Genomic DNA, 23,600 nt, shown 5'->3' on the forward strand with positions numbered 1-23,600 from the left:
ACGATGAAACTCTACAATCTTAAAGATCATAACGAGCAGGTCAGCTTCGCGCAGGCAGTGACTCAAGGGCTGGGCAAAAATCAGGGGCTGTTCTTTCCACACGACCTGCCGGAATTTAGCCTGACGGAAGTGGACGAGATGCTGAAGCAGGATTTTGTCAGCCGTAGCGCCAAAATTCTCTCTGCTTTTATCGGCGATGAAATTCCGCAGCAGCTGCTGGAAGAGCGTGTTCGCGCGGCGTTTGCCTTCCCGGCACCGGTAAGCCAGGTTGAACCTGATGTCGGTTGTCTGGAGCTGTTCCACGGCCCGACGCTGGCATTCAAAGATTTTGGCGGCCGCTTCATGGCGCAGATGTTGACGCACATCAGCGGTGACAAACCGGTCACCATTCTGACCGCCACATCCGGTGATACCGGGGCCGCGGTGGCGCATGCGTTTTACGGCCTGAAAAACGTGCGCGTGGTGATCCTCTATCCGCAGGGCAAAATCAGTCCGCTGCAGGAAAAACTGTTCTGTACGCTGGGTGGAAACATTGAAACGGTAGCCATCGACGGTGATTTTGATGCCTGCCAGGCGCTGGTGAAACAGGCTTTCGACGATGAAGAGCTGAAATCTGCCCTGGGCCTGAACTCGGCTAACTCCATCAACATCAGCCGCCTGCTGGCACAGATTTGCTACTACTTTGAGGCGGTAGCGCAACTGCCGCAGGAAGCCCGTAATCAGCTGGTGATCTCCGTACCAAGCGGTAACTTCGGTGACCTGACCGCGGGCTTGCTGGCTAAATCGCTCGGTCTGCCGGTGAAGCGCTTTATCGCCGCCACGAATGCCAACGACACAGTGCCGCGTTTCCTGAAAGAGGGAAAATGGACGCCAAATACCACTCAGGCCACGCTGTCTAATGCGATGGACGTGAGCCAGCCGAACAACTGGCCGCGTGTGGAAGAGCTGTTCCGTCGTAAAATCTGGCGTCTGGGCGATCTGGGGTATGCGGCGGTGAGCGATGAAACCACCAAAACCACGATGCGCGAGCTGAAAGCGATCGGTTATACCTCTGAGCCGCATGCGGCAATTGCCTATCGTGCGCTGCGCGACCAGCTGAATCCGGGCGAATATGGCCTGTTCCTCGGCACGGCTCACCCGGCAAAATTCAAAGAGAGCGTGGATGAGATCCTGGGTGAATCGCTGCCGTTGCCGAAAGAGCTGGCCGATCGCGCCGATCTGCCGCTGCTGTCCCACAATCTGCCAGCAGATTTTGCTGCGCTGCGTCAGCTGATGATGACGAAAGCGTAAATGGGGTCCACCCGGTGGCACTTTGCTTGCCGGGTCCGCTGCTGTTGTAAGTCGGGTAAGGTCTGGTGACCGCCCGGCTTTTTTTATGGAGAAATTAAGGAGAGATTTGGCAGGGAAAAAGCAGGAATTCCCAATAAATGCGGTCACTTAGAGATTAGGATTGCAGAGAATAACATCCCCCGTTCCCCTCACGTAATCTCCTTTCATCGGCCCACGTTGGGCAAGAATGAAAAGGAGTAACCTATGTCTACACTGAAACCTGCTTTGCTCGCGCTTTCGCTGATGCTGGTGGCTCCCATGGCGGTACAGGCATCAGAAATTACGCTGATCCCGGCGGTAAAATTGCAGATTGGCGATCAGGACAAAAGTGGTCACTACTGGGATGGGGGGCGCTGGCGTGACCATGACTGGTGGAGATCACATTACGAATGGCGTGATAACCGCTGGCATCAGCATGATGAGCATCGCGATCCTCACGATAACCGTCATGGCGATAAACATGATAACCATGGCAAGGGGCCAGACTGGAAGCATCATTGATGTTCTCCTGACCCTCTCCATACAGGGGAGAGGGGCAGGGATGAGGGGACGTTACTGCTCGTGGCGCTTAAATACCATCTCGCCTTTCGCTGAAGCCTCGCCGTCAAAGAAATACCCTTCGCTGTTAAATGCGCTTAACTGCTCCGGTTTGGTCAGACGATTTTCAATGATGTAACGACTCATCAGCCCACGCGCTTTTTTTGCGTAGAAACTAATCACCTTAAATTTGCCGTTTTTCTCATCTAAAAATACCGGCTTGATGATCTCCGCGTTCAGCTTTTTCGGCTTCACGGATTTGTAGTATTCATCAGAAGCCAGATTGATAACGATATTATCGCCCTGCGCTTTCAGCGCGTCGTTCAGCTTCTCGGTGATGGTATCGCCCCAGAAATGGTACAAATCTTTGCCTTTAGGATTCTCAAGGCGGATGCCCATCTCCAGGCGATAGGGTTGCATCAGGTCCAGTGGACGCAGCACGCCGTAAAGGCCGGAAAGCATGCGCAGATGCTGCTGGGCAAAATCGAAATCCGCTTCACTGAATTCTTCTGCCTGCAAACCCGTGTAAACATCGCCTTTAAACGCGAGGATCGCCTGACGGGCATTCTTCGGCGTGAAGTCTGGCTGCCAGTCGTGGAAACGGGTGGCGTTGAGATCGGCGAGTTTATCGCTAATGCTCATCAGCTTACCGATTTGCGGGGCGGTGAGTTTACGTGCCACGCGGATCAGCTGCTGCGAATGATCCAGCAGTTCGGGCTGGGTATAGCGCTCGGTGGCGAGCGGGCTCTGGTAATCGAGCGTTTTTGCAGGTGAAATCAGAATCAGCATATCCAGTCCTTGCAGGAAATTTAGGATGACTTTACCAAAAAAACCGCCTGAATTGATCGATGGCTGCTATTGCCGCGGTAAATCATCCCAGCTTCCGGGTGCAATCTGCGCCTCGATTTCCGGATAACGCGTGGCATCAAATACGGGTTTGATACCGAGTTTGCGCTGGCGAAGATAATCCCGGGCAATGAGCGTCACCACCGGTGAGAGCAGTAAAATCGCGGTCAGATTAGTGATGGCCATCAGCGCCATAATCACATCCGCCAGCTGCCACACCAGCTGTAGGCTCATAACCGATCCGATAGCCACCATGACGGCGATGCAGGCTCGCAGCATCCAGAGTGTGCGGCGCGAGTCCAGGCGTAAGAAAATCAGGTTGTTTTCGGCGTAGATATAATTCGCCACGATCGAGCTGAAGGCGAAAAGACTCACGATAAACGAGACGAATCCCGCTCCCCAGCTGCCGGTAAGAGTGACCAGCGCCTGTTGGATAAGCTGGATCCCGGCGGTATCTGGCGCATGAGAAATGGGACCAGCCAGCAAGACGATCATCGCGCTGGCGGAACAGATAATAATGGTGTCGATAAAGATACCTATCATTTGCACAATGCCTTGCGCCGCCGGGTGAGGGGGCCATGATGCCGCCGCTGCTGCGGCATTGGGGGTGGAGCCCATTCCGGCTTCATTTGATAACATGCCGCGCTGAAACCCGGCCGTCAGCGCCTGGCTGATGGTATACCCCAGCGCGCCCGAAGCCGCTTCTCGCCAGCCAAAGGCCGCTTTAAAAATAGTGGCGATCACATCCGGGAGCTGGCCGATATGCATGAGGGTCACGACCAGACTGGTGGTGATCCACAGCAACGCCATTGTCGGCACCATCCATTGCATCAACCGCGCCACGCCTTTGATGCCCGTCACAATGACCAGTAGCGTGAGCACAGCCAGTATCGCGCCCGTTATCCATTCCGGGAAGTCACAGGCGTATCGCAGCGCATGAGCCACGGAATTGGCTTGTACCGTATTAAAAATGAACCCGTAAGCGAGAAGCAGGAAGACAGAAAACAGCACGCCCATCCATTGCATGCCGAGGCCGCGGGACATATACCAGGCCGGGCCACCGCGAAAATGACCGTGGCGATCCCGCTCTTTGTAGAGCTGGGCCAGCGAGCATTCGGCGAAGGAGGTCGCCATACCGATGATGGCGGTGACCCACATCCAGAACACCGCGCCAGGCCCACCGGCACCGATAGCCAGAGCCACGCCGGCCAAATTACCGCTGCCCACGCGGGCCGCAAGGCTGGTGCATAGCGCCTGAAAGGAGGTTAATCCGTCGGGATGAGGCGTTACGCTATTTTTCAGACTTTTGCCAAACTGGCGAATATAGCGAAACTGAATAAAACCACTGCGTACGGTGAACCACACTCCGGCTCCCAGTAGCAGATAGATCATCACCGAGCCCCACAGGACTTCATTGATAAACGAAAAGAAATCAGGCATTAACGTCCCTCTTGTTGATGCCAAATACGTACCCGTCATACTTCGTGTCGCAGGGGCGTTGACTGTGTTCCTTCAACTGCCGCGTTACTCGCCCTTCTGCGACCCAGGCAAGCGCTGTACAGGACACAAGTATCATGTCCTGCCGTCCGAATTATGTAAGGCAAGAGTGTGAACTACGCCATTTAGTTAATTAGCATGCTGTTAATATTTACAGTTTATCATACTATTGCTAAGCGCACTGTCTGCGGTTGCGCTGTCATTCCGTCGTGTTATCATCAGGGCAGACCGGTTACATCCCCCTAACAAGTAAACCTGTCATTTTTCCGCTGCTGGCTCGCTGTCGGTAGCGCGAATTATCCAGGGCACGTTAAAAGAGAAACACTATCATGACGGATAAATTGACCTCCCTTCGTCAGTTCACCACTGTCGTAGCTGACACCGGAGATATCGCGGCAATGAAGTTGTACCAGCCGCAGGATGCCACAACTAACCCTTCTCTGATTCTTAACGCCGCGCAGATCCCTGAGTACCGCAAACTGATCGACGAAGCTGTCACCTGGGCCAAAGCCCAGAGCAACGACCGTGCGCAACAGGTTGTGGATGCTACCGATAAACTGGCTGTGAACATCGGTCTGGAAATCCTGAAACTGGTTCCGGGTCGTATCTCTACCGAAGTTGACGCGCGCCTGTCTTACGACACCGAAGCGTCTATCGCGAAAGCCAGACATCTGATCAAACTGTATAACGATGCGGGCATCAGCAACGATCGTATCCTGATTAAACTGGCTTCTACCTGGCAGGGTATTCGTGCCGCTGAACAGCTGGAAAAAGAAGGGATCAACTGTAACCTGACGCTGCTGTTCTCCTTTGCGCAGGCTCGTGCGTGTGCAGAAGCGGGTGTTTACCTGATTTCTCCGTTCGTAGGCCGTATTCTGGACTGGTACAAAGCCAACACCGATAAGAAAGAGTACGCGGCATCTGAAGATCCAGGCGTCGTTTCCGTGACGGAAATCTACGAATACTACAAACAGCACGGCTATGAAACTGTCGTGATGGGCGCAAGCTTCCGTAACGTAGGCGAAATCATCGAGCTGGCTGGCTGCGACCGTCTGACCATCGCCCCTGCGCTGCTGAAAGAGCTGGCGGATAGCGAAGGTACGCTGGAGCGTAAGCTGAGCTACACCGGCGAAGTGAAAGCGCGTCCGGAGCGTATCACTGAGTCCGAGTTCCTGTGGCAGCACAACCAGGATCCAATGGCAGTAGACAAACTGGCGGATGGTATCCGTAAGTTTGCTGTTGACCAGGAAAAACTGGAAAAAATGATCGGCGACCTGCTGTAATCATTCTTCATGGCCGGGAACCTCTTCCCGGCCATGTTACTTCTTTCGTCCTCTGTCTGAATTTCCCCTCTGCGTGTATCATTCCCCTTAATCAGTATTGTTATGAAGGGAATGGATATGAATACCTTACGCATCGGCTTAGTGTCGATTTCTGACCGCGCATCCAGCGGTGTTTATGCGGATAAAGGCATTCCTGCCTTAGAAGAGTGGCTGGCGGCCGCACTGACCACGCCTTTTGAACTACAAACGCGCTTAATTCCTGATGAACAGGCGATCATTGAACAGACGCTGTGCGAGCTGGTGGATGAAATGAGCTGTCATCTTGTGCTGACCACTGGCGGAACGGGGCCCGCGCGCCGCGACGTGACGCCTGATGCGACGCTTGCGATCGCCGACCGTGAAATGCCTGGCTTTGGCGAACAGATGCGCCAGATTAGTCTGCACTTTGTTCCTACGGCTATCCTTTCTCGTCAGGTTGGGGTGATCCGTAAGCAGGCGTTGATTCTCAATCTGCCAGGCCAGCCGAAGTCGATTCAAGAGACCCTGGAAGGCGTAAAAGCGGATGACGGTAAAGTCGTGGTGGCGGGAATCTTTGCCAGTGTACCGTATTGTATACAGTTGCTGGATGGCCCGTATGTCGAGACCGATCCGCAAGTGGTAGCAGCTTTTCGCCCGAAAAGCGCAAGACGAGAAACAATATCCTGAAATTAATGTGTTTGTGACATAAGCTACAGGCTCAATGGCGTGTTGATATTTTTACGGTATAGTAATTTTTTCTTTACGATTACTGTAAAAATAAATCAACATCGCTGGAAAGGCTCCCTATGTCACATTACACCCGGCCTCTGAATCGTCAGGACTACAAAACGCTTACCCTCGCTGCCCTTGGCGGCGCGCTGGAGTTTTACGACTTCATCATCTTTGTCTTTTTTGCCGCCGTTGTGGGAGAGCTCTTCTTCCCGGCCGACATTCCGGAATGGCTGCGCCAGGTGCAGACCTTCGGCATTTTTGCCGCGGGATATCTGGCGCGACCGCTGGGGGGCATCATCATGGCCCATTTTGGCGATTTGGTCGGGCGCAAAAAGATGTTCACCCTCAGTATCCTGTTGATGGCTGTTCCTACGCTGGCTATCGGTCTGCTGCCGACGTATGCCTCCATGGGCATCGTTGCTCCCGTCTTATTGCTGCTGATGCGTATTCTGCAAGGCGCAGCGATTGGCGGAGAAGTGCCGGGAGCCTGGGTGTTTGTCGCTGAACATGTGCCCGCGCGGCGCATCGGGATTGCCTGCGGCACCTTAACAGCCGGACTCACCGTCGGCATTTTGCTCGGTTCAGTGGTGGCGACTCTCATCAATACCAGCATGACACCGCAAGCGGTTCACGAGTGGGGATGGCGTATTCCTTTCCTGCTGGGCGGGGCGTTTGGCCTGGTCGCCATGTACCTGCGCCGCTGGTTGCAGGAGACGCCTGTTTTCCTTGAGATGCAGCAACGTAAAGCGCTGGCTCAGGAATTACCGGTTAAAGCCGTGGTGGTACGCCATCAGAAAGCGGTTGCTGTCTCCATGCTGCTCACCTGGCTGTTGTCTGCCGGGATTGTGGTGGTGATTCTGATGTCGCCCGTCTGGCTGCAAAAACAGTACGGATTCGCTCCGGCAATAACGCTGCAGGCCAACAGCATTGCGACCATCATGCTGTGCTTTGGCTGCCTGCTGGCCGGTCTGACTGCCGATCGTTTCGGTGCCAGTCTGACGTTCATCGTGGGCAGTTTGCTGCTCGCAGGATCGAGCTGGGCGTTCTATCACCTGGCAGGGGCGCATCCTGAACAACTGTTCCTGCTGTATGGCGTTGTCGGTTTATGCGTCGGCGTCGTTGGCGCCGTGCCTTATGTGATGGTCCGCGCCTTCCCGGCGGAAGTGCGTTTTACCGGGATCTCGTTCTCTTACAACGTGTCATACGCGATTTTTGGCGGATTAACGCCGATTGCCGTTACGCTGCTGATGGGCGTTTCGCCGATGGCTCCGGCCTGGTATGTACTGGCGCTGTCGCTGATGGGGCTGGGCCTGGGGATTTGGCTGCGGGGTGAGCGCCATCAGTTGATGGCGCAGGCGCAGGCTAGTGAGGGGTAAAACGTCATTGAAGGGCGTTGGGTAGAACATTTTGCTCAACGCTTCAATGGTGATGATGTTGTTAAACCATCGACCACCATCTGTAGTCGTCCTTACGAACAGTATTCTACCTGACCTTTTACGCCACAAACTGTCGCCAGATTCGCGGAAGTGGCCACGTCGCCCGGTACGCCGCTGGCAATCAGTGCGCCATCTTTCAACATCACGGCATATTCGGCGTGGCGCAGTGCGATATTGATGTCGTGGATCACCACCACCGTAACGATGTTGCGCATCCGCGTTTCACGGGCGGCGATATCCATAATGTGGAATTGATAGTTAAGGTTGAGTGCGCTGAGAGGGACATCAGGTAACCAGAACCATGTTTTATCCCAAAATATTTCTGTGGGGATGCTGTTGCTGACAACCCCTGTTCAATATGACGTTGTGAAAAGGAATGTATCGGAAGGGATTTCGCGGGAGATATCGTGCCCGCAGTGCGGGCACGAAGAGAGATTAGTGTTTTTCACCAATCGGCAGTACGGTGCGGCCGAACTGTTCGTTCAGCACTTCGCCCATTGCCAGGTAGATTGCGCTTGCGCCGCACACCAGGCCAATCCAGCCGGCAACGTGAACGATGCTTTCGTTATCGGCCAGATGGCCAATCGCCAGCAGAGCAAACAGCACGGTCAGGCTCAGGAAGACGAACTGCAGCACGCGGTTAGCAACCAGCGTACCGAAGAACATGAACAGGGTGAATACGCCCCACAGACCCAAATAAACGCCGAGGAAGTGCGCGTTGGCCGCATCTGCCAGACCCATTTTTGGCATAATCAGAATAGCGACCAGCGTCAGCCAGAATGAACCATAAGAGGTAAACGCCGTTAAACCGAAGGTATTGCCTTTTTTATACTCCAGCAGCCCCGCGAAGATTTGCGCGATACCGCCGTAAAAAATGCCCATCGCCAGGATAATACTGTCCATCGGGAAAAAACCGATGTTATGCAGGTTCAGCAGAATTGTGGTCATGCCAAAACCCATCAGGCCCAGCGGAGCCGGATTAGCCAACTTAGTGTTGCCCATAAGTCCTCAAAAAATCATCATTAGTATGGTGAAATGGTTAAATCCGCGCCTACTCTCCCAGGCGTGGCGCGGCATAATAATCGGCGCGATCCCTGCCGTCTATGATCTGAGCAGGGTGAAATTAAAAAATTTTTTATCCTTCCCCCTTGATGGATGCCGTTACGACCCCATCTTGTAGTCAACCGCAGTGAGTGAAGCTGAAAAAAATCAAATCTGGGCAGTTGAAACCGCACGTTTCGCCCTTATTACAGATTCACAACCACATGATGAACAAATTTTTAGTGGAGACGTTTAGATGGGTAAAATTATTGGTATCGACCTGGGTACTACCAACTCTTGTGTAGCGATTATGGACGGCACTACTGCACGTGTGCTGGAGAACGCCGAAGGCGATCGCACCACGCCTTCTATCATTGCTTATACCCAGGATGGTGAAACTCTGGTTGGCCAGCCGGCTAAACGTCAGGCCGTGACTAACCCGCAAAACACGCTGTTTGCGATTAAACGCCTGATTGGCCGTCGCTTCCAGGACGAAGAAGTACAGCGTGATGAAGCCATCATGCCGTACAAAATTATCGGTGCTGACAACGGCGATGCATGGATCGACGTGAAGGGCCAGAAAATGGCACCTCCGCAGATCTCTGCAGAAGTACTGAAGAAAATGAAGAAAACGGCTGAAGATTATCTGGGCGAACCGGTAACTGAAGCGGTTATCACTGTACCTGCATACTTCAACGATGCTCAGCGTCAGGCAACCAAAGATGCCGGTCGTATCGCGGGTCTGGAAGTCAAACGTATCATCAACGAACCAACCGCAGCTGCACTGGCTTACGGTCTGGATAAAGAAGTCGGCAACCGTACTATCGCGGTTTACGACCTCGGTGGTGGTACTTTCGATATCTCTATTATCGAAATCGACGAAGTTGACGGTGAAAAAACCTTCGAAGTTTTGGCTACCAACGGTGATACCCACCTGGGTGGTGAAGACTTCGATAGCCGTATGATCAACTACCTCGTTGATGAATTTAAGAAAGATCAGGGCATCGACCTGCGTAACGATCCGCTGGCGATGCAGCGCCTGAAAGAAGCGGCAGAAAAAGCGAAAATCGAGCTTTCTTCTGCGCAGCAGACCGACGTGAACCTGCCGTATATCACTGCAGACGCGACCGGTCCAAAACACATGAACATCAAAGTGACTCGCGCGAAACTGGAAAGCCTGGTCGAAGACCTGGTCAACCGTTCCATCGAGCCGCTGAAAGTTGCTCTGCAGGATGCTGGTCTGTCTGTCTCTGACATTCAGGACGTTATCCTGGTGGGTGGTCAGACGCGTATGCCAATGGTTCAGAAGAAAGTGGCTGAATTCTTTGGTAAAGAGCCGCGTAAAGACGTTAACCCGGACGAAGCTGTGGCAATCGGTGCTGCCGTTCAGGGTGGTGTACTGACAGGTGAAGTGAAAGACGTTCTGCTGCTGGACGTTACCCCGTTGTCTCTGGGTATCGAAACCATGGGTGGCGTGATGACTGCGCTGATCAGCAAAAACACCACCATCCCGACTAAGCACAGCCAGGTGTTCTCTACCGCTGAAGACAACCAGTCTGCGGTAACCATCCATGTGCTGCAGGGTGAGCGTAAACGTGCTGCGGATAACAAAGATCTGGGCCAGTTTAACCTCGACGGTATCAGCCCGGCTCCGCGCGGTATGCCTCAGATCGAAGTTACCTTTGACATCGACGCTGACGGTATCCTGCACGTTTCCGCGAAAGACAAAAACAGCGGTAAAGAGCAGAAAATCACCATCAAAGCTTCTTCTGGTCTGAACGAAGAAGAGATCGAAAAAATGGTTCGTGAAGCAGAAGCGAATGCTGAATCTGACCGTAAATTCGAAGAGCTGGTTCAGACCCGTAACCAGGGTGACCATCTGCTGCACAGCACTCGTAAGCAGGTTGAAGAAGTCGGCGAACAGCTGCCAGCTGAAGACAAAACTGCTATCGAGACTGCACTGAGCGCGCTGGAAACTTCTCTGAAAGGCGAAGATAAAGCGGATATCGAAGCGAAGATGCAGGAACTGGCACAGGCGTCCCAGAAGCTGATGGAAATTGCTCAGCAACAGCACGCACAGCAGCAGGCTGGCGCTGAAGCTGGTGCTTCCGCGAACAACGCGAAAGACGACGACGTTGTCGACGCTGAGTTCGAAGAAGTAAAAGACAAAAAATAATCGCCCTGATGCAGGGTAATTAATCGGCACGGGCGTAGAGGTTTCCTCTCCGCCCGTGCTCGCATGTTAAGGGGCTGAAAAAAAACAATGGCAAAGCAAGATTACTACGAGATTTTAGGCGTTCCGAAAACCGCGGAAGAGCGTGAAATCAAAAAGGCGTACAAGCGCCTGGCCATGAAATTTCACCCGGACCGTAACCAGGGTGATAAAGAGGCCGAAGCCAAATTTAAAGAGATCAAAGAAGCCTATGAAATTCTGACCGATGCTCAGAAACGTGCGGCCTACGATCAGTACGGTCATGCTGCGTTTGAACAAGGCGGCATGGGCGGCGGCGGATATGGCGGTGGCTTTGGTGGCGGCGGCGCTGATTTTGGCGATATCTTTGGCGACGTTTTCGGCGATATCTTCGGCGGTGGCCGTGGTCGTCAGCGTGCAGCTCGCGGCGCAGATCTGCGCTACAACATGGAGCTGTCACTGGAAGAAGCGGTGCGTGGCGTCACGAAAGAGATCCGCATTCCAACTCTGGAAGAGTGTGATATCTGCCACGGCAGCGGCGCGAAAGTGGGCACCAAACCACAGACCTGTCCAACCTGTCACGGTTCCGGTCAGGTGCAGATTCGCCAGGGCTTCTTCGCCGTGCAGCAGGCGTGTCCGCACTGTCATGGTCGCGGTACGCTGATTAAAGATCCGTGCAACAAATGTCACGGTCACGGTCGGATTGAGAAAACCAAAACCCTGTCCGTGAAAATCCCGGCAGGCGTGGATACGGGCGATCGTATTCGTCTGGCAGGTGAAGGTGAAGCCGGTGAGCACGGCGCACAGGCAGGCGATCTGTACGTTCAGGTGCAGGTCAAACAGCACGCCATTTTTGAGCGTGAAGGCAACAACCTGTACTGCGAAGTGCCGATTAACTTCGCCATGGCAGCGCTGGGTGGTGAGATCGAAGTCCCTACCCTGGATGGCCGCGTGAATCTGAAAGTTCCGGGTGAAACCCAAACCGGCAAGCTGTTCCGCATGCGCGGAAAAGGCGTGAAATCGGTACGCGGTGGTGCTCAGGGCGACCTGCTGTGCCGCGTGGTGGTAGAAACGCCGGTCGGCTTGAATGACAAACAGAAACAGCTGTTGAAAGAGTTGCGTGAAAGCTTCGGCGGTCCAACGGGCGAGAATAACAGCCCGCGTTCTAAAAGCTTCTTCGATGGCGTGAAAAAGTTCTTTGATGATTTGACCCGCTAAGTTGACTGCAGGTGTCAATTTCTAAAGCCCGGAAGCGATTCCGGGCTTTTTCTTTTGTGGCGAATGACTCGATAAAACCGAGCTTATCCGCAACATTAATCTGATTTTTTCGAGCTGTTTGCCTTGGTATTATGGTTTTATCGAGGTATGGTCTTAGAGAGAGAACTAAAGTGAAACTTTTACAACGATTCTTCAGCAATGAAGCATCCGGCGGCGTGATTTTGATTATCGCCGCAGTGGCTGCAATGGTTCTGGCGAACCTGGGAGCAACACAGGGGCTTTATCACGCCTTCCTGGAAACGCCCGTAGAATTGCGAGTGGGTGCGCTGGAAATCAACAAGAACATGCTGTTATGGATTAATGATGCGCTGATGGCGGTCTTCTTCCTGCTTGTTGGTCTGGAAGTGAAGCGCGAACTTGTGCTGGGTTCACTGGCCAGTCGCCAGCGAGCGGCATTCCCGGTTATCGCCGCGATTGGCGGTATGGTGGTTCCGGCACTGCTCTATCTGGCATTTAACTATCAGGATCCTGTTGCTCGCCACGGCTGGGCGATCCCGGCGGCGACCGATATCGCCTTTGCGCTCGGCGTGCTGGCGCTGTTGGGCAGTCGCGTCCCTGTTGCGTTGAAGATCTTCCTGATGGCGCTGGCGATTATTGATGACCTCGGCGCAATCGTCATTATCGCCCTGTTCTATACCAGCGAACTGTCGATCCTGTCGCTAAGCGTAGCGGCTGGCGCTATCGCGGTGCTGGCGCTGCTGAATATCTGTAATGTGCGCAGAACGGGCATTTACGTGCTGGTAGGGGTCATCCTGTGGACGGCGGTGCTGAAGTCTGGCGTACATGCGACGCTGGCAGGCGTTATCGTCGGCTTCTTTGTGCCGCTGAAGGCGGAGCACGGCAAATCGCCGGCCAAACAGTTAGAGCATGTGCTGCACCCGTGGGTTGCCTTTATGATCCTGCCGCTGTTTGCCTTTGCTAACGCGGGCGTTTCGCTGGAAGGCGTGACTTTTGCCGGTCTGACCTCCATGTTACCGCTGGGGATTATCGCTGGCCTGTTTATTGGTAAACCGCTGGGCATCACGCTGTTCTGCTGGCTGGCGCTGAAGTTCAGACTTGCTTCCTTGCCGCAGGGAACGACGTTCCGGCAGATCATGGCGGTGGGCGTGCTGTGTGGAATTGGGTTCACGATGTCGATTTTCATCTCGACGCTGGCCTTTGCATCGCTGGATCCGCAGCTCATCGTATGGGCTAAGCTGGGCATCCTGACCGGCTCGTTACTTGCCGCGTTTACCGGCTATGGCCTGTTGAAGATGAAGTTGTCGGCACAGGCGCAGACGGCATAACAGGAAAACGAAAGAGGGCAGAGGCCCTCTTTCGAAAACAGACTCAGGGAGCGAAGACACTATGTCTCACATCAATTACAACCATCTGTACTATTTCTGGCATGTCTATAAAGAGGGTTCCGTGGTGGGAGCGGCGGAAGCGCTCTATCTGACGCCTCAGACCATTACGGGCCAGATTAAGGCGCTCGAAGAGCGTCTGCAGGGAAAGCTGTTCAAACGGAAAGGTCGGGGAATTGAGCCGAGCGAACTGGGAGAGCTGGTTTTTCGCTACGCGGACAAAATGTTCACCTTAAGCCAGGAAATGCTCGATATTGTGAATTACCGCAAAGAGTCGAATTTGCTCTTTGATGTGGGCGTAGCCGATGCACTGTCCAAGCGTCTGGTCAGCGGCGTGCTGGATGCTGCGGTCGTTAAGGATGAGCAAATTCATCTGCGCTGTTTTGAATCCACGCATGAAATGCTGCTTGAGCAACTGAGCCAGCACAAGCTGGATATCATTATCTCTGACTGCCCGATTGATTCCACTCAGCAGGAAGGGCTGTTCTCGGTGAAGATTGGCGAGTGTGGCGTTAGTTTCTGGTGCATCAATCCGCCGCCGGAAAAACCGTTTCCAGCCTGCCTTGAGGAGCGACGCCTGTTAGTCCCTGGGCGGCGTTCGATGCTGGGTCGCAAGCTGCTGAACTGGTTTAACTCGCAAGGGCTGAAGGTGGAAATTCTGGGCGAGTTTGATGACGCCGCACTAATGAAAGCCTTTGGCGAAGCGCATAATGCGATTTTCGTTGCACCGACGCTGTACGCGCACGATCTTTATTTTGATGACAAGGTGACGGAGATTGGACGGGTCGATAACGTCATGGAAGAGTATCACGCGATATTTGCCGAAAGAATGATTCAGCATCCGGCGGTGCAGCGCATCTGTAACGGCGACTACTCGGCGCTGTTTGCTTCGCCTGTATCACGTTAAGCCAATAAAAAAACCCGCATTAAGCGGGTTCTTTAAAACAAGCAACAACAAGTGGCGATTAAGCCAGTTTGCTGATCTGCGCAGTCAGGTTTGCTTTATGACGCGCTGCTTTGTTCTTATGGATCAGACCTTTAGCAGCCTGACGATCCACGATTGGTTGCATTTCGTTAAATGCGTTCTGTGCTGCAGCTTTGTCGCCAGCTTCGATTGCTGCGTATACTTTCTTGATGAAAGTACGCATCATAGAGCGACGGCTTGCATTGTGCTTACGAGCCTTTTCAGACTGGATGGCACGTTTCTTAGCTGATTTGATATTAGCCAAGTCCAACTCCCAAATATGATCTATGTGGACAATTCAAAGGCCGAGGAATATGCCCTCTATACCTTCTTTTGTCAATGGATTTGTGCAAATAAGCGCCGTTGAATGGCGACGCTACGTTACGTAGTGATGGCGCAGGATTCTACCAGCTTGTCTCACCTGAATACAGTCTTTCGGTGTAAAAAACGCAGTTTACTGACAGTTTTTTTCCCTCTGAATGGTCACCATCCTGAAATCATTACGGCTTTCTGATTTGAGGGCACAATCGCCGGTTAACCTTAACCGCTGTACAAGGTATACTCGGGCGATTTTCACTGTTTTGAGCCTGTCATGAAGCTGATACGCGGCATACATAATCTCAGTCAAGCCCCTCACGGGTGCGTACTGACCATTGGTAATTTCGACGGCGTGCATCGTGGGCATCAGGCGCTGTTGCAAGGATTGCGTAAAGAGGGCCAGGCCCGCGGACTGCCCGTTGTGGTCATGATTTTTGAACCGCAGCCGCTGGAACTGTTTGCCGGTGATAAAGCGCCCGCGCGTTTAACTCGCCTGCGCGAGAAGTTGCGCTATCTGGCTGACTGCGGCGTGGACTATGTGCTGTGTTTGCGCTTTGACCGGCGTTTCGCTGCACTGACGGCGCAAAATTTTGTCGGCGACCTGCTGGTAAAACGGCTTGGCGTGCAGTTTCTGGCCGTGGGTGATGATTTCCGTTTTGGCGCTGGTCGTCAGGGCGATTTCTTGTTATTACAGAAGGCTGGCCTGGAATTCGGATTTGATGTCACCAGCACCATGACCTTCTGCGAAGGTGGCGTACGCGTGAGCAGCACTGCGGTTCGTCAGGCGCTGGCCGACGATCAACTGGACGTGGCTGAGAATCTACTGGGGCATCCGTTTGCCATCTCCGGACGCGTAGTGCATGGCGATGCGCTTGGCCGCACAATAGGTTTCCCGACGGCGAATGTACCGCTGCGTCGTCAGGTTTCCCCGGTAAAAGGGGTTTATGCGGTAGAAGTGGTCGGGTTGGGTGATAAGCCTTTGCCCGGCGTTGCCAATATTGGCACCCGTCCGACAGTTGCTGGCGTGCGTCAGCAGCTGGAAGTGCATTTGCTGGACGTTGTAATGGACCTTTATGGTCGCCATATAGATGTAATCCTGCGTAAAAAAATACGCAATGAGCAGCGATTTGCTTCGCTTGATGAGCTGAAAGCACAAATTGCGCGCGATGAGTTAACGGCCCGCGAATTTTTTGGGCTATCGAACCCGGCTTAATGCCTGAACGAGTTTTAAATACGGAACCGAGAATCTGATGAGTGACTATAAATCAACCCTGAATTTGCCGGAAACAGGGTTCCCGATGCGCGGCGATCTCGCCAAGCGTGAACCGGGAATGCTGGCGCGTTGGACCGATGATGACCTGTACGGCATCATTCGTGCAGCCAAAAAAGGCAAAAAAACCTTCATTCTGCATGATGGCCCTCCATATGCGAATGGCAGCATTCATATTGGTCACTCTGTAAACAAGATTCTGAAAGACATTATCGTGAAGTCCAAAGGACTCACCGGTTTTGACTCGCCTTACGTTCCGGGCTGGGACTGCCACGGTCTGCCGATTGAGCTGAAAGTGGAGCAGGAATACGGTAAGCCGGGTGAGAAATTCACCGCCGCTGAGTTCCGCGCAAAATGTCGCGAATACGCGGCCGCGCAGGTTGATGGTCAGCGTAAAGACTTTATCCGCCTGGGCGTGCTGGGCGACTGGTCGCGTCCGTATCTGACCATGGACTTCAAAACAGAAGCCAACATCATCCGCGCGCTGGGTAAAATCATCGGTAACGGCCATCTGCATAAAGGCGCCAAGCCAGTGCACTGGTGCGTTGACTGCCGTTCTGCGCTGGCAGAAGCGGAAGTGGAGTATTACGACAAAACCTCTCCGTCTATTTATGTCGCTTTTAATGCAGTCGACCCGATTGCTGTGAAGTCAAAATTTGATGCTGATTCAGTTGAAGGTCCCGTATCCCTAGTTATATGGACAACAACTCCTTGGACTTTACCTGCAAACAGGGCCATCACACTAAGCCCTGATTTTGATTACGTAATGTTGAATTTCCAGGGAAAAAATTACATCGTTGCTGATGGATTATCACACCAGCTCATTCAGATCCTGACATTAGGAAAGGATGCTTTTGAAGGTGTTGCTCCCAGCCTGAAAAAGGTAAAAGGCGCTGAGCTTGAGCTGATGCGCTTTAAGCATCCGTTCCTCGATTTCGACGTGCCGGCAATTCTTGGCGATCACGTTACGCTGGACGCCGGTACCGGTGCGGTACATACCGCCGGTGGCCACGGCCCGGACGACTACAACATCAGCCTGAAATATGGTCTGGAAATCGCTAACCCGGTTGGTCCGGACGGTTCTTACCTGCCGGGGACTTATCCGGCGCTGGACGGGATCAACGTCTTTAAAGCGAATGACATCATTGTCGACATGCTGCGCACCAGCGGCGCGCTGCTGCACGTTGAGAAGATGCAGCACAGCTATCCGTGCTGCTGGCGTCACAAGTCGCCCATCATCTTCCGTGCGACCCCGCAGTGGTTCATCAGCATGGATCAGAAAGGCCTGCGCGCGCAGTCGCTGAAAGAGATCAAAGGCGTGCAATGGATCCCGGACTGGGGTCAGGCGCGTATCGAATCCATGGTCGCTAACCGTCCTGACTGGTGTATCTCCCGTCAGCGTACCTGGGGTGTGCCGATGTCGCTGTTCGTCCATAAAGAGACGCAGGAACTGCATCCGCGCACGCTGGAACTGATGGAAGACGTGGCTAAACGCGTTGAAGCGGATGGCATCCAGGCGTGGTGGGATCTTGATTCCAAAGAGATCCTGGGCGACGACGCGGCCAACTACGAGAAAGTGCCAGACACCCTCGATGTGTGGTTCGACTCGGGTTCCACCCACTCCTCGGTGGTGGATGTGCGTCCTGAGTTTGCGGGACACGCTGCCGATATGTATCTGGAAGGTTCTGACCAACACCGCGGCTGGTTTATGTCATCTCTGATGATCTCCACGGCGATGAAGGGCAAAGCGCCTTACCGTCAGGTTCTGACTCACGGCTTTACCGTCGATGGTCAGGGACGCAAGATGTCCAAATCTATCGGTAACACCGTTTCTCCGCAGGACGTGATGAACAAACTGGGCGCGGATATTCTGCGTCTGTGGGTCGCCTCGACCGACTACACCGGCGAAATGGCCGTATCGGATGAGATCCTCAAACGTGCTGCCGACAGCTATCGTCGTATCCGTAACACCGCGCGCTTCCTGCTCGCTAACCTGAACGGTTTTGATCCGGTCAAAGACATGGTGAAACCGGAAGAGATGGTGGTACTGGATCGTTGGGCTGTAGGCTGCGCGCAAGCGGCGCAGGAAGATATCCTGAAGGCCTACGAGTCATATGATTTCCACGAAGTGGTGCAGCGTTTAATGCGTTTCTGCTCCATCGAGATGGGCTCGTTCTACCTCGACATCATTAAAGACCGTCAGTACACCGCGAAAGCAGACAGCGTGGCGCGACGCAGCTGCCAGACCGCGCTGTATCACATCGCTGAAGCGTTGGTGCGCTGGATGGCGCCGATCATGTCTTTCACCGCAGACGAAATCTGGGGCTATCTGCCAGGCGATCGCGAGAAGTATGTGTTCACCGGCGAGTGGTACCAGGGCCTGTTTGGTCTGGCTGAGACTGAAGCGATGAACGATACCTACTGGGACGAGCTGCTGAAAGTGCGCGGCGAAGTCAACAAAGTGATCGAGCAGGCGCGTGCTGATAAGAAAGTGGGCGGTTCACTGGAAGCGGCGGTCACTCTGTACGCAGAACCTGAACTGGCCGCGAAGCTGACGGCTCTCGGCGACGAATTGCGATTTGTCCTGTTGACCTCGGGTGCCAGCGTTGCCGATTATGCACAGGCGACTGCGGATGCCCAGCAGAGCGAACTGCTCAAAGGTCTGAAAGTGGCACTGAGCAAAGCCGAAGGTGAGAAATGCCCGCGCTGCTGGCATTACACCACCGATGTCGGTCAGGTGGCGGAACACGCAGAAATCTGTGGACGCTGTGTTAGCAACATCGCCGGTAGCGGCGAAAAACGTAAGTTTGCCTGATGAGCCAATCTCTCTGTTCAACAGGACTACGCTGGCTGTGGCTGGTTGTAGTCGTGCTGATTATTGATTTGGGCAGCAAATTCCTGATCCTCCAGAACTTTGCTCTGGGGGATACGGTGCCGCTGTTCCCGTCACTGAATCTGCACTATGCGCGCAACTATGGCGCGGCGTTTAGCTTCCTCGCCGACAGCGGCGGCTGGCAGCGTTGGTTCTTCGCGGGTATTGCTATCGGTATCTGTGTGATCCTTGCGGTGCTGATGTACCGCTCGAAAGCGACGCAGAAGCTGAATAACATCGCCTACGCGCTGATCATTGGCGGCGCGCTCGGCAACCTGTTTGACCGTCTGTGGCACGGCTTTGTCGTCGATATGATCGACTTCTACGTGGGTAACTGGCATTTCGCCACTTTCAACCTGGCTGATAGCGCAATTTGCATCGGTGCCGCGCTGATTGTGCTCGAAGGCTTTTTACCGGGCGCCGCGACGAAAAAACAGGCGTGATCCCTGATGCCCGGCAGGCGTTTCGCCGCCGGGCAAAACAACTGGACGATTTGCATGTCTAAATCCATACAGAGCAATAGCGCGGTGCTGGTTCACTTTACGTTGAAACTTGACGATGGTTCCACCGCAGAATCCACCCGCAATAATGGCAAACCTGCGCTGTTTCGCCTGGGCGATACCTCTCTTTCGGAAGGCCTTGAACAGCAACTCCTGGGGCTAAAAGAAGGCGAGAAAAAAGCGTTTTCCCTTGAACCAGATGCTGCGTTTGGCGTGCCGACTCCGGATCTGATTCAGTATTTCTCTCGTCGTGAATTTATGGATGCAGGCGAGCCGGAAATTGGGGCGATTATGCTCTTTACCGCAATGGATGGCAGCGAAATGCCTGGCGTGATCCGCGAAATCAATGGTGATTCCATCACCGTGGATTTCAACCATCCGCTGGCCGGGCGTACCGTTCATTTTGATGTTGAAGTGCTGGAGATCGACCCGGCACTGGAGGAAGTGAATGCAGATCCTGTTGGCTAACCCGCGCGGTTTCTGCGCCGGTGTAGACCGCGCTATCAGCATTGTTGAAAACGCGCTGGAGATTTACGGCGCGCCAATTTATGTGCGTCACGAAGTGGTACACAACCGCTACGTGGTGGACAGCCTGCGCGAGCGTGGCGCGATCTTTATTGAGCAGATCAGCGAAGTGCCCGATGGGGCAATCCTGATTTTCTCAGCGCACGGTGTTTCTCAGGCCGTTCGTAACGAAGCCAAAAACCGCGATCTGACCGTGTTTGACGCCACTTGTCCGCTGGTGACCAAAGTCCATATGGAAGTCGCCCGCGCCAGTCGTCGTGGCGAAGAGTCTATTCTGATTGGCCATGCGGGCCACCCGGAAGTCGAAGGCACGATGGGCCAGTACAGCAATCCGGAAGGGGGCATGTACCTGGTCGAATCACCGGACGATGTGCTTACACTTAATGTGAAAAACGAAGCCCGGCTGTCATTTATGACGCAGACGACGCTCTCTGTGGATGATACGTCAGATGTCATTGACGCGCTGCGCAGCCGCTTCCCGAAAATCGTTGGGCCGCGCAAAGATGATATCTGCTACGCCACTACGAATCGTCAGGAGGCCGTCCGTGCGCTGGCTGAGCAGGCCGATGTTGTGCTGGTGGTCGGTTCTAAAAACTCCTCCAACTCCAACCGTCTGGCTGAACTGGCACAGCGGATGGGCAAAGCCGCGTTTCTGATTGACGATGCCACCGACATCCAGGAAGAGTGGGTGAAAGAGGCGAAGTGCGTCGGCGTCACGGCGGGGGCTTCCGCGCCCGACATTTTGGTACAGAACGTGATCGCTCGCCTGCAGGAACTCGGCGGTGGCGAAGCCATTCCTCTGGAAGGCCGCGAAGAGAACATTGTTTTTGAAGTGCCGAAAGAGCTGCGTATCGACGCGAAAGAAGTCGAGTAAAGCATTGCTGATGCCAGTCATTTAATGACTGGCATTTTTCATTTCGGGTATTGATCCTCGCCCATATTCTGGTGGCGACAGGTCGGTGACGGCTCCGCCACCGCGCATTTCCCCTCTTTGCCATATCCAAAACGCCCTGCATACGAAAGCGTGCCGACAGGCACAAGGTCGTTCCCTGCAGGCAGAGAAATCATGTCTTTTACTGATACTGCTGCCTGTTTATCATAAAATTCTAATTATCGGCGTTTTCAGATGGCAGCCTCGGCAAAGGCTGGTTACTCTGAAAACGATTTACATACTTTTAACGTAAGAGAATAACTATGCATGATGCACAGGTCCGTGTCGCGATAGCGGGCGCGGGTGGCCGTATGGGTCGCCAGTTAATTCAGGCAGCGCTGCAGTTGGATGGCGTTGCGCTTGGTGCTGCGCTGGAGCGCGAAGGCTCCTCACTCCTCGGTACGGATGCCGGTGAACTGGCAGGTGCAGGAAAGACGGGCGTCACCGTACAAAGCAGTCTGGATGCGGTGAAAGATGATTTTGACGTTTTCATTGATTTTACGCGCCCGGAAGGCACGCTGAACCATCTCGCATTTTGTCGTCAGCATGGTAAAGGCATGGTGATTGGCACAACCGGATTTGATGACGCCGGCAAGCAAGCCATCAAAGAGGCTTCGCAGGATATTGCCATCGTCTTCGCCGCCAACTTTAGCGTGGGCGTTAACGTGATGCTCAAGCTGCTGGAAAAAGCCGCCAAAGTGATGGGCGACTACACTGATATCGAGATTATCGAAGCGCATCATCGCCACAAAGTGGATGCCCCGTCGGGGACTGCTCTCGCGATGGGCGAAGCGATTGCTTATGCACTTGATAAAGATTTAAAGGATTGCGCGGTCTATGCGCGTGAAGGACATACTGGCGAACGCGTCCCAGGAACAATTGGCTTTGCAACAGTTCGTGCTGGCGACATCGTCGGGGAACATACGGCGATCTTCGCCGATATTGGCGAGCGCGTTGAAATTACGCATAAGGCATCCAGTCGAATGACGTTTGCCAATGGCGCTGTCCGTTCCGCATTGTGGTTAAAAAGCTTTGATAACGGTCTTTTTGATATGCGAGATGTGCTCGATCTCAATAATTTGTAGAAGTTGTTACCCTTCGTGATGTGGTTATTGCAGTCATAATTGATTGATTGCACAGGGCAATATTTTATTGCCCTTATATTTTATCTTGTTGGTTTGGATTTCTGGCTTTAACCCTAATAAATAAACATTATCCTCTTATTTTGTGTTGCTCATATGTAAATTTTGACCATTTGGTCTGATTTTTCCAGTGCCCACCCCACAAATTCTACTAAACTTGCCATTCAAACGTTTTCTAATGTGATTTTGTTGATCTTTTTACGGCTTAAACGGCTTTAAAGACCCGGGCACTGCGAAACAATAAACAAAATATCCGTTTTAAGTTGACTTTAAGGCTCTAAATCTCCAGAATGCCGCCGTTTGCCGAAAATCCGCTGGCAACAAATTTGCATTGATTCATAACGTGGTTGTGAATTAATATGCAGATAAAGTGAGTGAATATTCTCTGGAGGGTGTTTTGATTAAGTCAGCGCTATTGGTTCTGGAAGACGGAACCCAGTTTATCGGTCGGGCCATAGGGGCAACAGGTTCGGCGGTTGGGGAAGTCGTTTTCAATACTTCAATGACCGGTTATCAAGAAATCCTCACTGATCCTTCCTATTCCCGCCAAATCGTCACCCTTACTTATCCCCATATTGGTAATGTCGGCACCAACGCCGCCGATGAAGAGTCCTCTCAGGTTCATGCGCAAGGTTTGATTATTCGCGACCTGCCGCTGATTGCCAGCAACTACCGCAATACGGAAGACCTCTCTTCTTACCTGAAGCGCCATAACATCGTGGCGATTGCCGATATTGATACCCGTAAGCTGACCCGCATCCTTCGCGAGAAGGGCGCACAGAACGGCTGCATCATCGCAGGTGATAACCTTGATGCCGCGCTGGCGCAGGAAAAAGCAAAAGCCTTCCCGGGGCTTAACGGCATGGATCTGGCGAAAGAAGTCACAACGGCAGAAGCCTACAGCTGGACGCAGGGGAGCTGGACGCTGGCAGGCGAGCTGCCAGAAGCGAAGAAAGAAGACGAACTGCCGTTCCACGTGGTGGCTTACGACTACGGCGCCAAACGCAACATCCTGCGCATGCTGGTGGACCGCGGCTGCCGCCTGACCGTCGTACCGGCACAAACGCCAGCGGACGAAGTGCTGAAGATGAATCCGGACGGGATCTTCCTGTCAAACGGCCCGGGCGACCCGGCACCGTGTGATTACGCTATCGACGCGATTAAAACCTTCCTTGAAACCGATATTCCGGTATTTGGTATCTGCCTCGGCCATCAGCTGTTAGCGCTGGCGAGCGGTGCGAAAACCGTGAAGATGAAATTTGGCCACCACGGTGGTAACCATCCGGTAAAAGATATCGACAACAACACGGTAATGATTACCGCACAGAACCACGGTTTTGCGGTGGACGAAGCGTCCATGCCTGCGAACCTGCGCGTCACGCACAAGTCGCTGTTCGACCATACCCTTCAGGGTATCCATCGCACCGACAAACCGGCGTTTAGCTTCCAGGGACACCCTGAAGCCAGCCCCGGCCCGCACGATGCCGCGCCGCTGTTCGATCACTTTATCGAACTTATCGAGCAGTACCGTAAGACCGCTAAATAAT

The 23,600-nt window shown here is 53.5% G+C and carries 21 protein-coding genes and 1 pseudogene; 16 read left to right on the forward strand and 6 right to left on the reverse strand.

The genetic code is table 11. The features are described from left to right. The first annotated feature begins 3 nt into the window (after positions 1 to 3). Complete coding sequence (gene thrC / locus SOM82_RS03315) at positions 4 to 1,290, forward strand: threonine synthase (RefSeq protein WP_320460368.1); 1,287 nt, start codon at positions 4 to 6, stop codon at positions 1,288 to 1,290. A gap of 243 nt (positions 1,291 to 1,533) precedes the next feature. After that, on the forward strand, positions 1,534 to 1,830 hold the full coding sequence (locus SOM82_RS03320) for a DUF2502 domain-containing protein (RefSeq protein ID WP_154127138.1): 297 nt from the start codon (positions 1,534 to 1,536) through the stop codon (positions 1,828 to 1,830). 51 nt (positions 1,831 to 1,881) lie between these two features. Here the strand turns inward: SOM82_RS03320 and yaaA are convergent, their stop codons facing one another. Continuing rightward, a complete protein-coding gene (yaaA, locus tag SOM82_RS03325) occupies positions 1,882 to 2,655 on the reverse strand; it encodes a peroxide stress protein YaaA (protein ID WP_320460367.1) in 774 nt (257 codons plus the stop codon). 66 nt (positions 2,656 to 2,721) lie between these two features. Then, the gene (locus SOM82_RS03330) at positions 2,722 to 4,152 is read right to left on the reverse strand and encodes an alanine/glycine:cation symporter family protein (RefSeq protein ID WP_154127140.1); all 1,431 of its coding nucleotides are present in this window, start codon (positions 4,150 to 4,152) and stop codon (positions 2,722 to 2,724) included. A gap of 386 nt (positions 4,153 to 4,538) precedes the next feature. On the opposite strand from SOM82_RS03330, the gene tal reads away from it, so the two are divergent. The 3 genes from tal (at position 4,539) to SOM82_RS03345 (ending at position 7,618) form a co-directional block, all read left to right on the forward strand. After that, on the forward strand, positions 4,539 to 5,492 hold the full coding sequence (gene tal / locus SOM82_RS03335; RefSeq protein ID WP_154127141.1) for a transaldolase: 954 nt from the start codon (positions 4,539 to 4,541) through the stop codon (positions 5,490 to 5,492). 117 nt (positions 5,493 to 5,609) lie between these two features. After that, the gene (mog, locus tag SOM82_RS03340; RefSeq protein WP_320460366.1) at positions 5,610 to 6,197 is read left to right on the forward strand and encodes a molybdopterin adenylyltransferase; all 588 of its coding nucleotides are present in this window, start codon (positions 5,610 to 5,612) and stop codon (positions 6,195 to 6,197) included. A gap of 119 nt (positions 6,198 to 6,316) precedes the next feature. Beyond that, a complete protein-coding gene (locus SOM82_RS03345; protein ID WP_320460365.1) occupies positions 6,317 to 7,618 on the forward strand; it encodes an MFS transporter in 1,302 nt (433 codons plus the stop codon). 92 nt (positions 7,619 to 7,710) lie between these two features. Here the strand turns inward: SOM82_RS03345 and SOM82_RS03350 are convergent. After that, positions 7,711 to 7,971: pseudogene (locus SOM82_RS03350) on the reverse strand (ABC transporter ATP-binding protein); the annotation flags it as partial. Positions 7,972 to 8,113: 142 nt separating this feature from the next. Next, positions 8,114 to 8,680: an acetate uptake transporter gene (gene satP, locus SOM82_RS03355; RefSeq protein WP_320460364.1), complete on the reverse strand. Its 567-nt coding sequence runs from the start codon at positions 8,678 to 8,680 to the stop codon at positions 8,114 to 8,116. Between the two features lie 295 nt (positions 8,681 to 8,975). Here satP and dnaK point away from each other — a divergent pair, with 295 nt between their 5' ends. The 4 genes from dnaK (at position 8,976) to nhaR (ending at position 14,438) form a co-directional block, all read left to right on the forward strand. Then, the gene (gene dnaK / locus SOM82_RS03360; RefSeq protein WP_320460363.1) at positions 8,976 to 10,895 is read left to right on the forward strand and encodes a molecular chaperone DnaK; all 1,920 of its coding nucleotides are present in this window, start codon (positions 8,976 to 8,978) and stop codon (positions 10,893 to 10,895) included. An 87-nt stretch (positions 10,896 to 10,982) separates the two neighbouring features. Further along, positions 10,983 to 12,128, forward strand: a complete 1,146-nt coding sequence (gene dnaJ / locus SOM82_RS03365) for a molecular chaperone DnaJ (protein WP_320460362.1) — start codon at positions 10,983 to 10,985, stop codon at positions 12,126 to 12,128. A gap of 170 nt (positions 12,129 to 12,298) precedes the next feature. After that, positions 12,299 to 13,474 carry a Na+/H+ antiporter NhaA gene (gene nhaA / locus SOM82_RS03370; RefSeq protein WP_320460361.1) on the forward strand — a complete coding sequence of 392 codons (1,176 nt, stop codon included), beginning with the start codon at positions 12,299 to 12,301 and terminating at the stop codon, positions 13,472 to 13,474. Between the two features lie 61 nt (positions 13,475 to 13,535). Continuing rightward, positions 13,536 to 14,438, forward strand: a complete 903-nt coding sequence (gene nhaR / locus SOM82_RS03375) for a transcriptional activator NhaR (protein ID WP_154127148.1) — start codon at positions 13,536 to 13,538, stop codon at positions 14,436 to 14,438. 58 nt (positions 14,439 to 14,496) lie between these two features. On the opposite strand, the gene rpsT is transcribed toward nhaR, so the two are convergent. Beyond that, positions 14,497 to 14,760 carry a 30S ribosomal protein S20 gene (gene rpsT, locus SOM82_RS03380; protein WP_100777693.1) on the reverse strand — a complete coding sequence of 88 codons (264 nt, stop codon included), beginning with the start codon at positions 14,758 to 14,760 and terminating at the stop codon, positions 14,497 to 14,499. A 327-nt stretch (positions 14,761 to 15,087) separates the two neighbouring features. Here rpsT and ribF point away from each other — a divergent pair, with 327 nt between their 5' ends. The 5 genes from ribF to ispH are packed head-to-tail and all read left to right on the forward strand — an operon-like array spanning position 15,088 to position 20,854. Continuing rightward, a complete protein-coding gene (gene ribF / locus SOM82_RS03385) occupies positions 15,088 to 16,026 on the forward strand; it encodes a bifunctional riboflavin kinase/FAD synthetase (protein ID WP_320460360.1) in 939 nt (312 codons plus the stop codon). Positions 16,027 to 16,063: 37 nt separating this feature from the next. Beyond that, positions 16,064 to 18,898 (forward strand): isoleucine--tRNA ligase, encoded by a 2,835-nt coding sequence (gene ileS / locus SOM82_RS03390; protein WP_320460359.1) that lies wholly within the window; start codon positions 16,064 to 16,066, stop codon positions 18,896 to 18,898. Continuing rightward, entirely contained in the window at positions 18,898 to 19,398 is a 501-nt protein-coding gene (gene lspA / locus SOM82_RS03395) for a signal peptidase II (protein ID WP_154127151.1), read from the forward strand. Before ileS ends, lspA begins: the two co-directional genes overlap by 1 nt. 54 nt (positions 19,399 to 19,452) lie before the next feature. Further along, a complete protein-coding gene (fkpB, locus tag SOM82_RS03400) occupies positions 19,453 to 19,923 on the forward strand; it encodes an FKBP-type peptidyl-prolyl cis-trans isomerase (RefSeq protein WP_095280714.1) in 471 nt (156 codons plus the stop codon). After that, entirely contained in the window at positions 19,904 to 20,854 is a 951-nt protein-coding gene (ispH, locus tag SOM82_RS03405) for a 4-hydroxy-3-methylbut-2-enyl diphosphate reductase (RefSeq protein WP_154127153.1), read from the forward strand. The genes fkpB and ispH overlap by 20 nt, the downstream gene beginning before the upstream one ends. A 38-nt stretch (positions 20,855 to 20,892) precedes the next feature. On the opposite strand, the gene SOM82_RS03410 is transcribed toward ispH, so the two are convergent. Then, positions 20,893 to 21,048, reverse strand: coding sequence for a hypothetical protein (locus SOM82_RS03410; protein WP_320460358.1), 156 nt, complete (start codon positions 21,046 to 21,048; stop codon positions 20,893 to 20,895). A 126-nt stretch (positions 21,049 to 21,174) separates the two neighbouring features. On the opposite strand from SOM82_RS03410, the gene dapB reads away from it, so the two are divergent. Both dapB and carA read left to right on the forward strand, forming a co-directional pair. Further along, complete coding sequence (gene dapB, locus SOM82_RS03415; RefSeq protein WP_320460357.1) at positions 21,175 to 21,996, forward strand: 4-hydroxy-tetrahydrodipicolinate reductase; 822 nt, start codon at positions 21,175 to 21,177, stop codon at positions 21,994 to 21,996. Positions 21,997 to 22,450: 454 nt separating this feature from the next. Then, entirely contained in the window at positions 22,451 to 23,599 is a 1,149-nt protein-coding gene (gene carA, locus SOM82_RS03420; RefSeq protein ID WP_154127155.1) for a glutamine-hydrolyzing carbamoyl-phosphate synthase small subunit, read from the forward strand. Position 23,600: the final 1 nt, after the last annotated feature.

This window comes from Lelliottia sp. CFBP8978, assembly GCF_034046055.2.
GTDB lineage: Bacteria > Pseudomonadota > Gammaproteobacteria > Enterobacterales > Enterobacteriaceae > Enterobacter.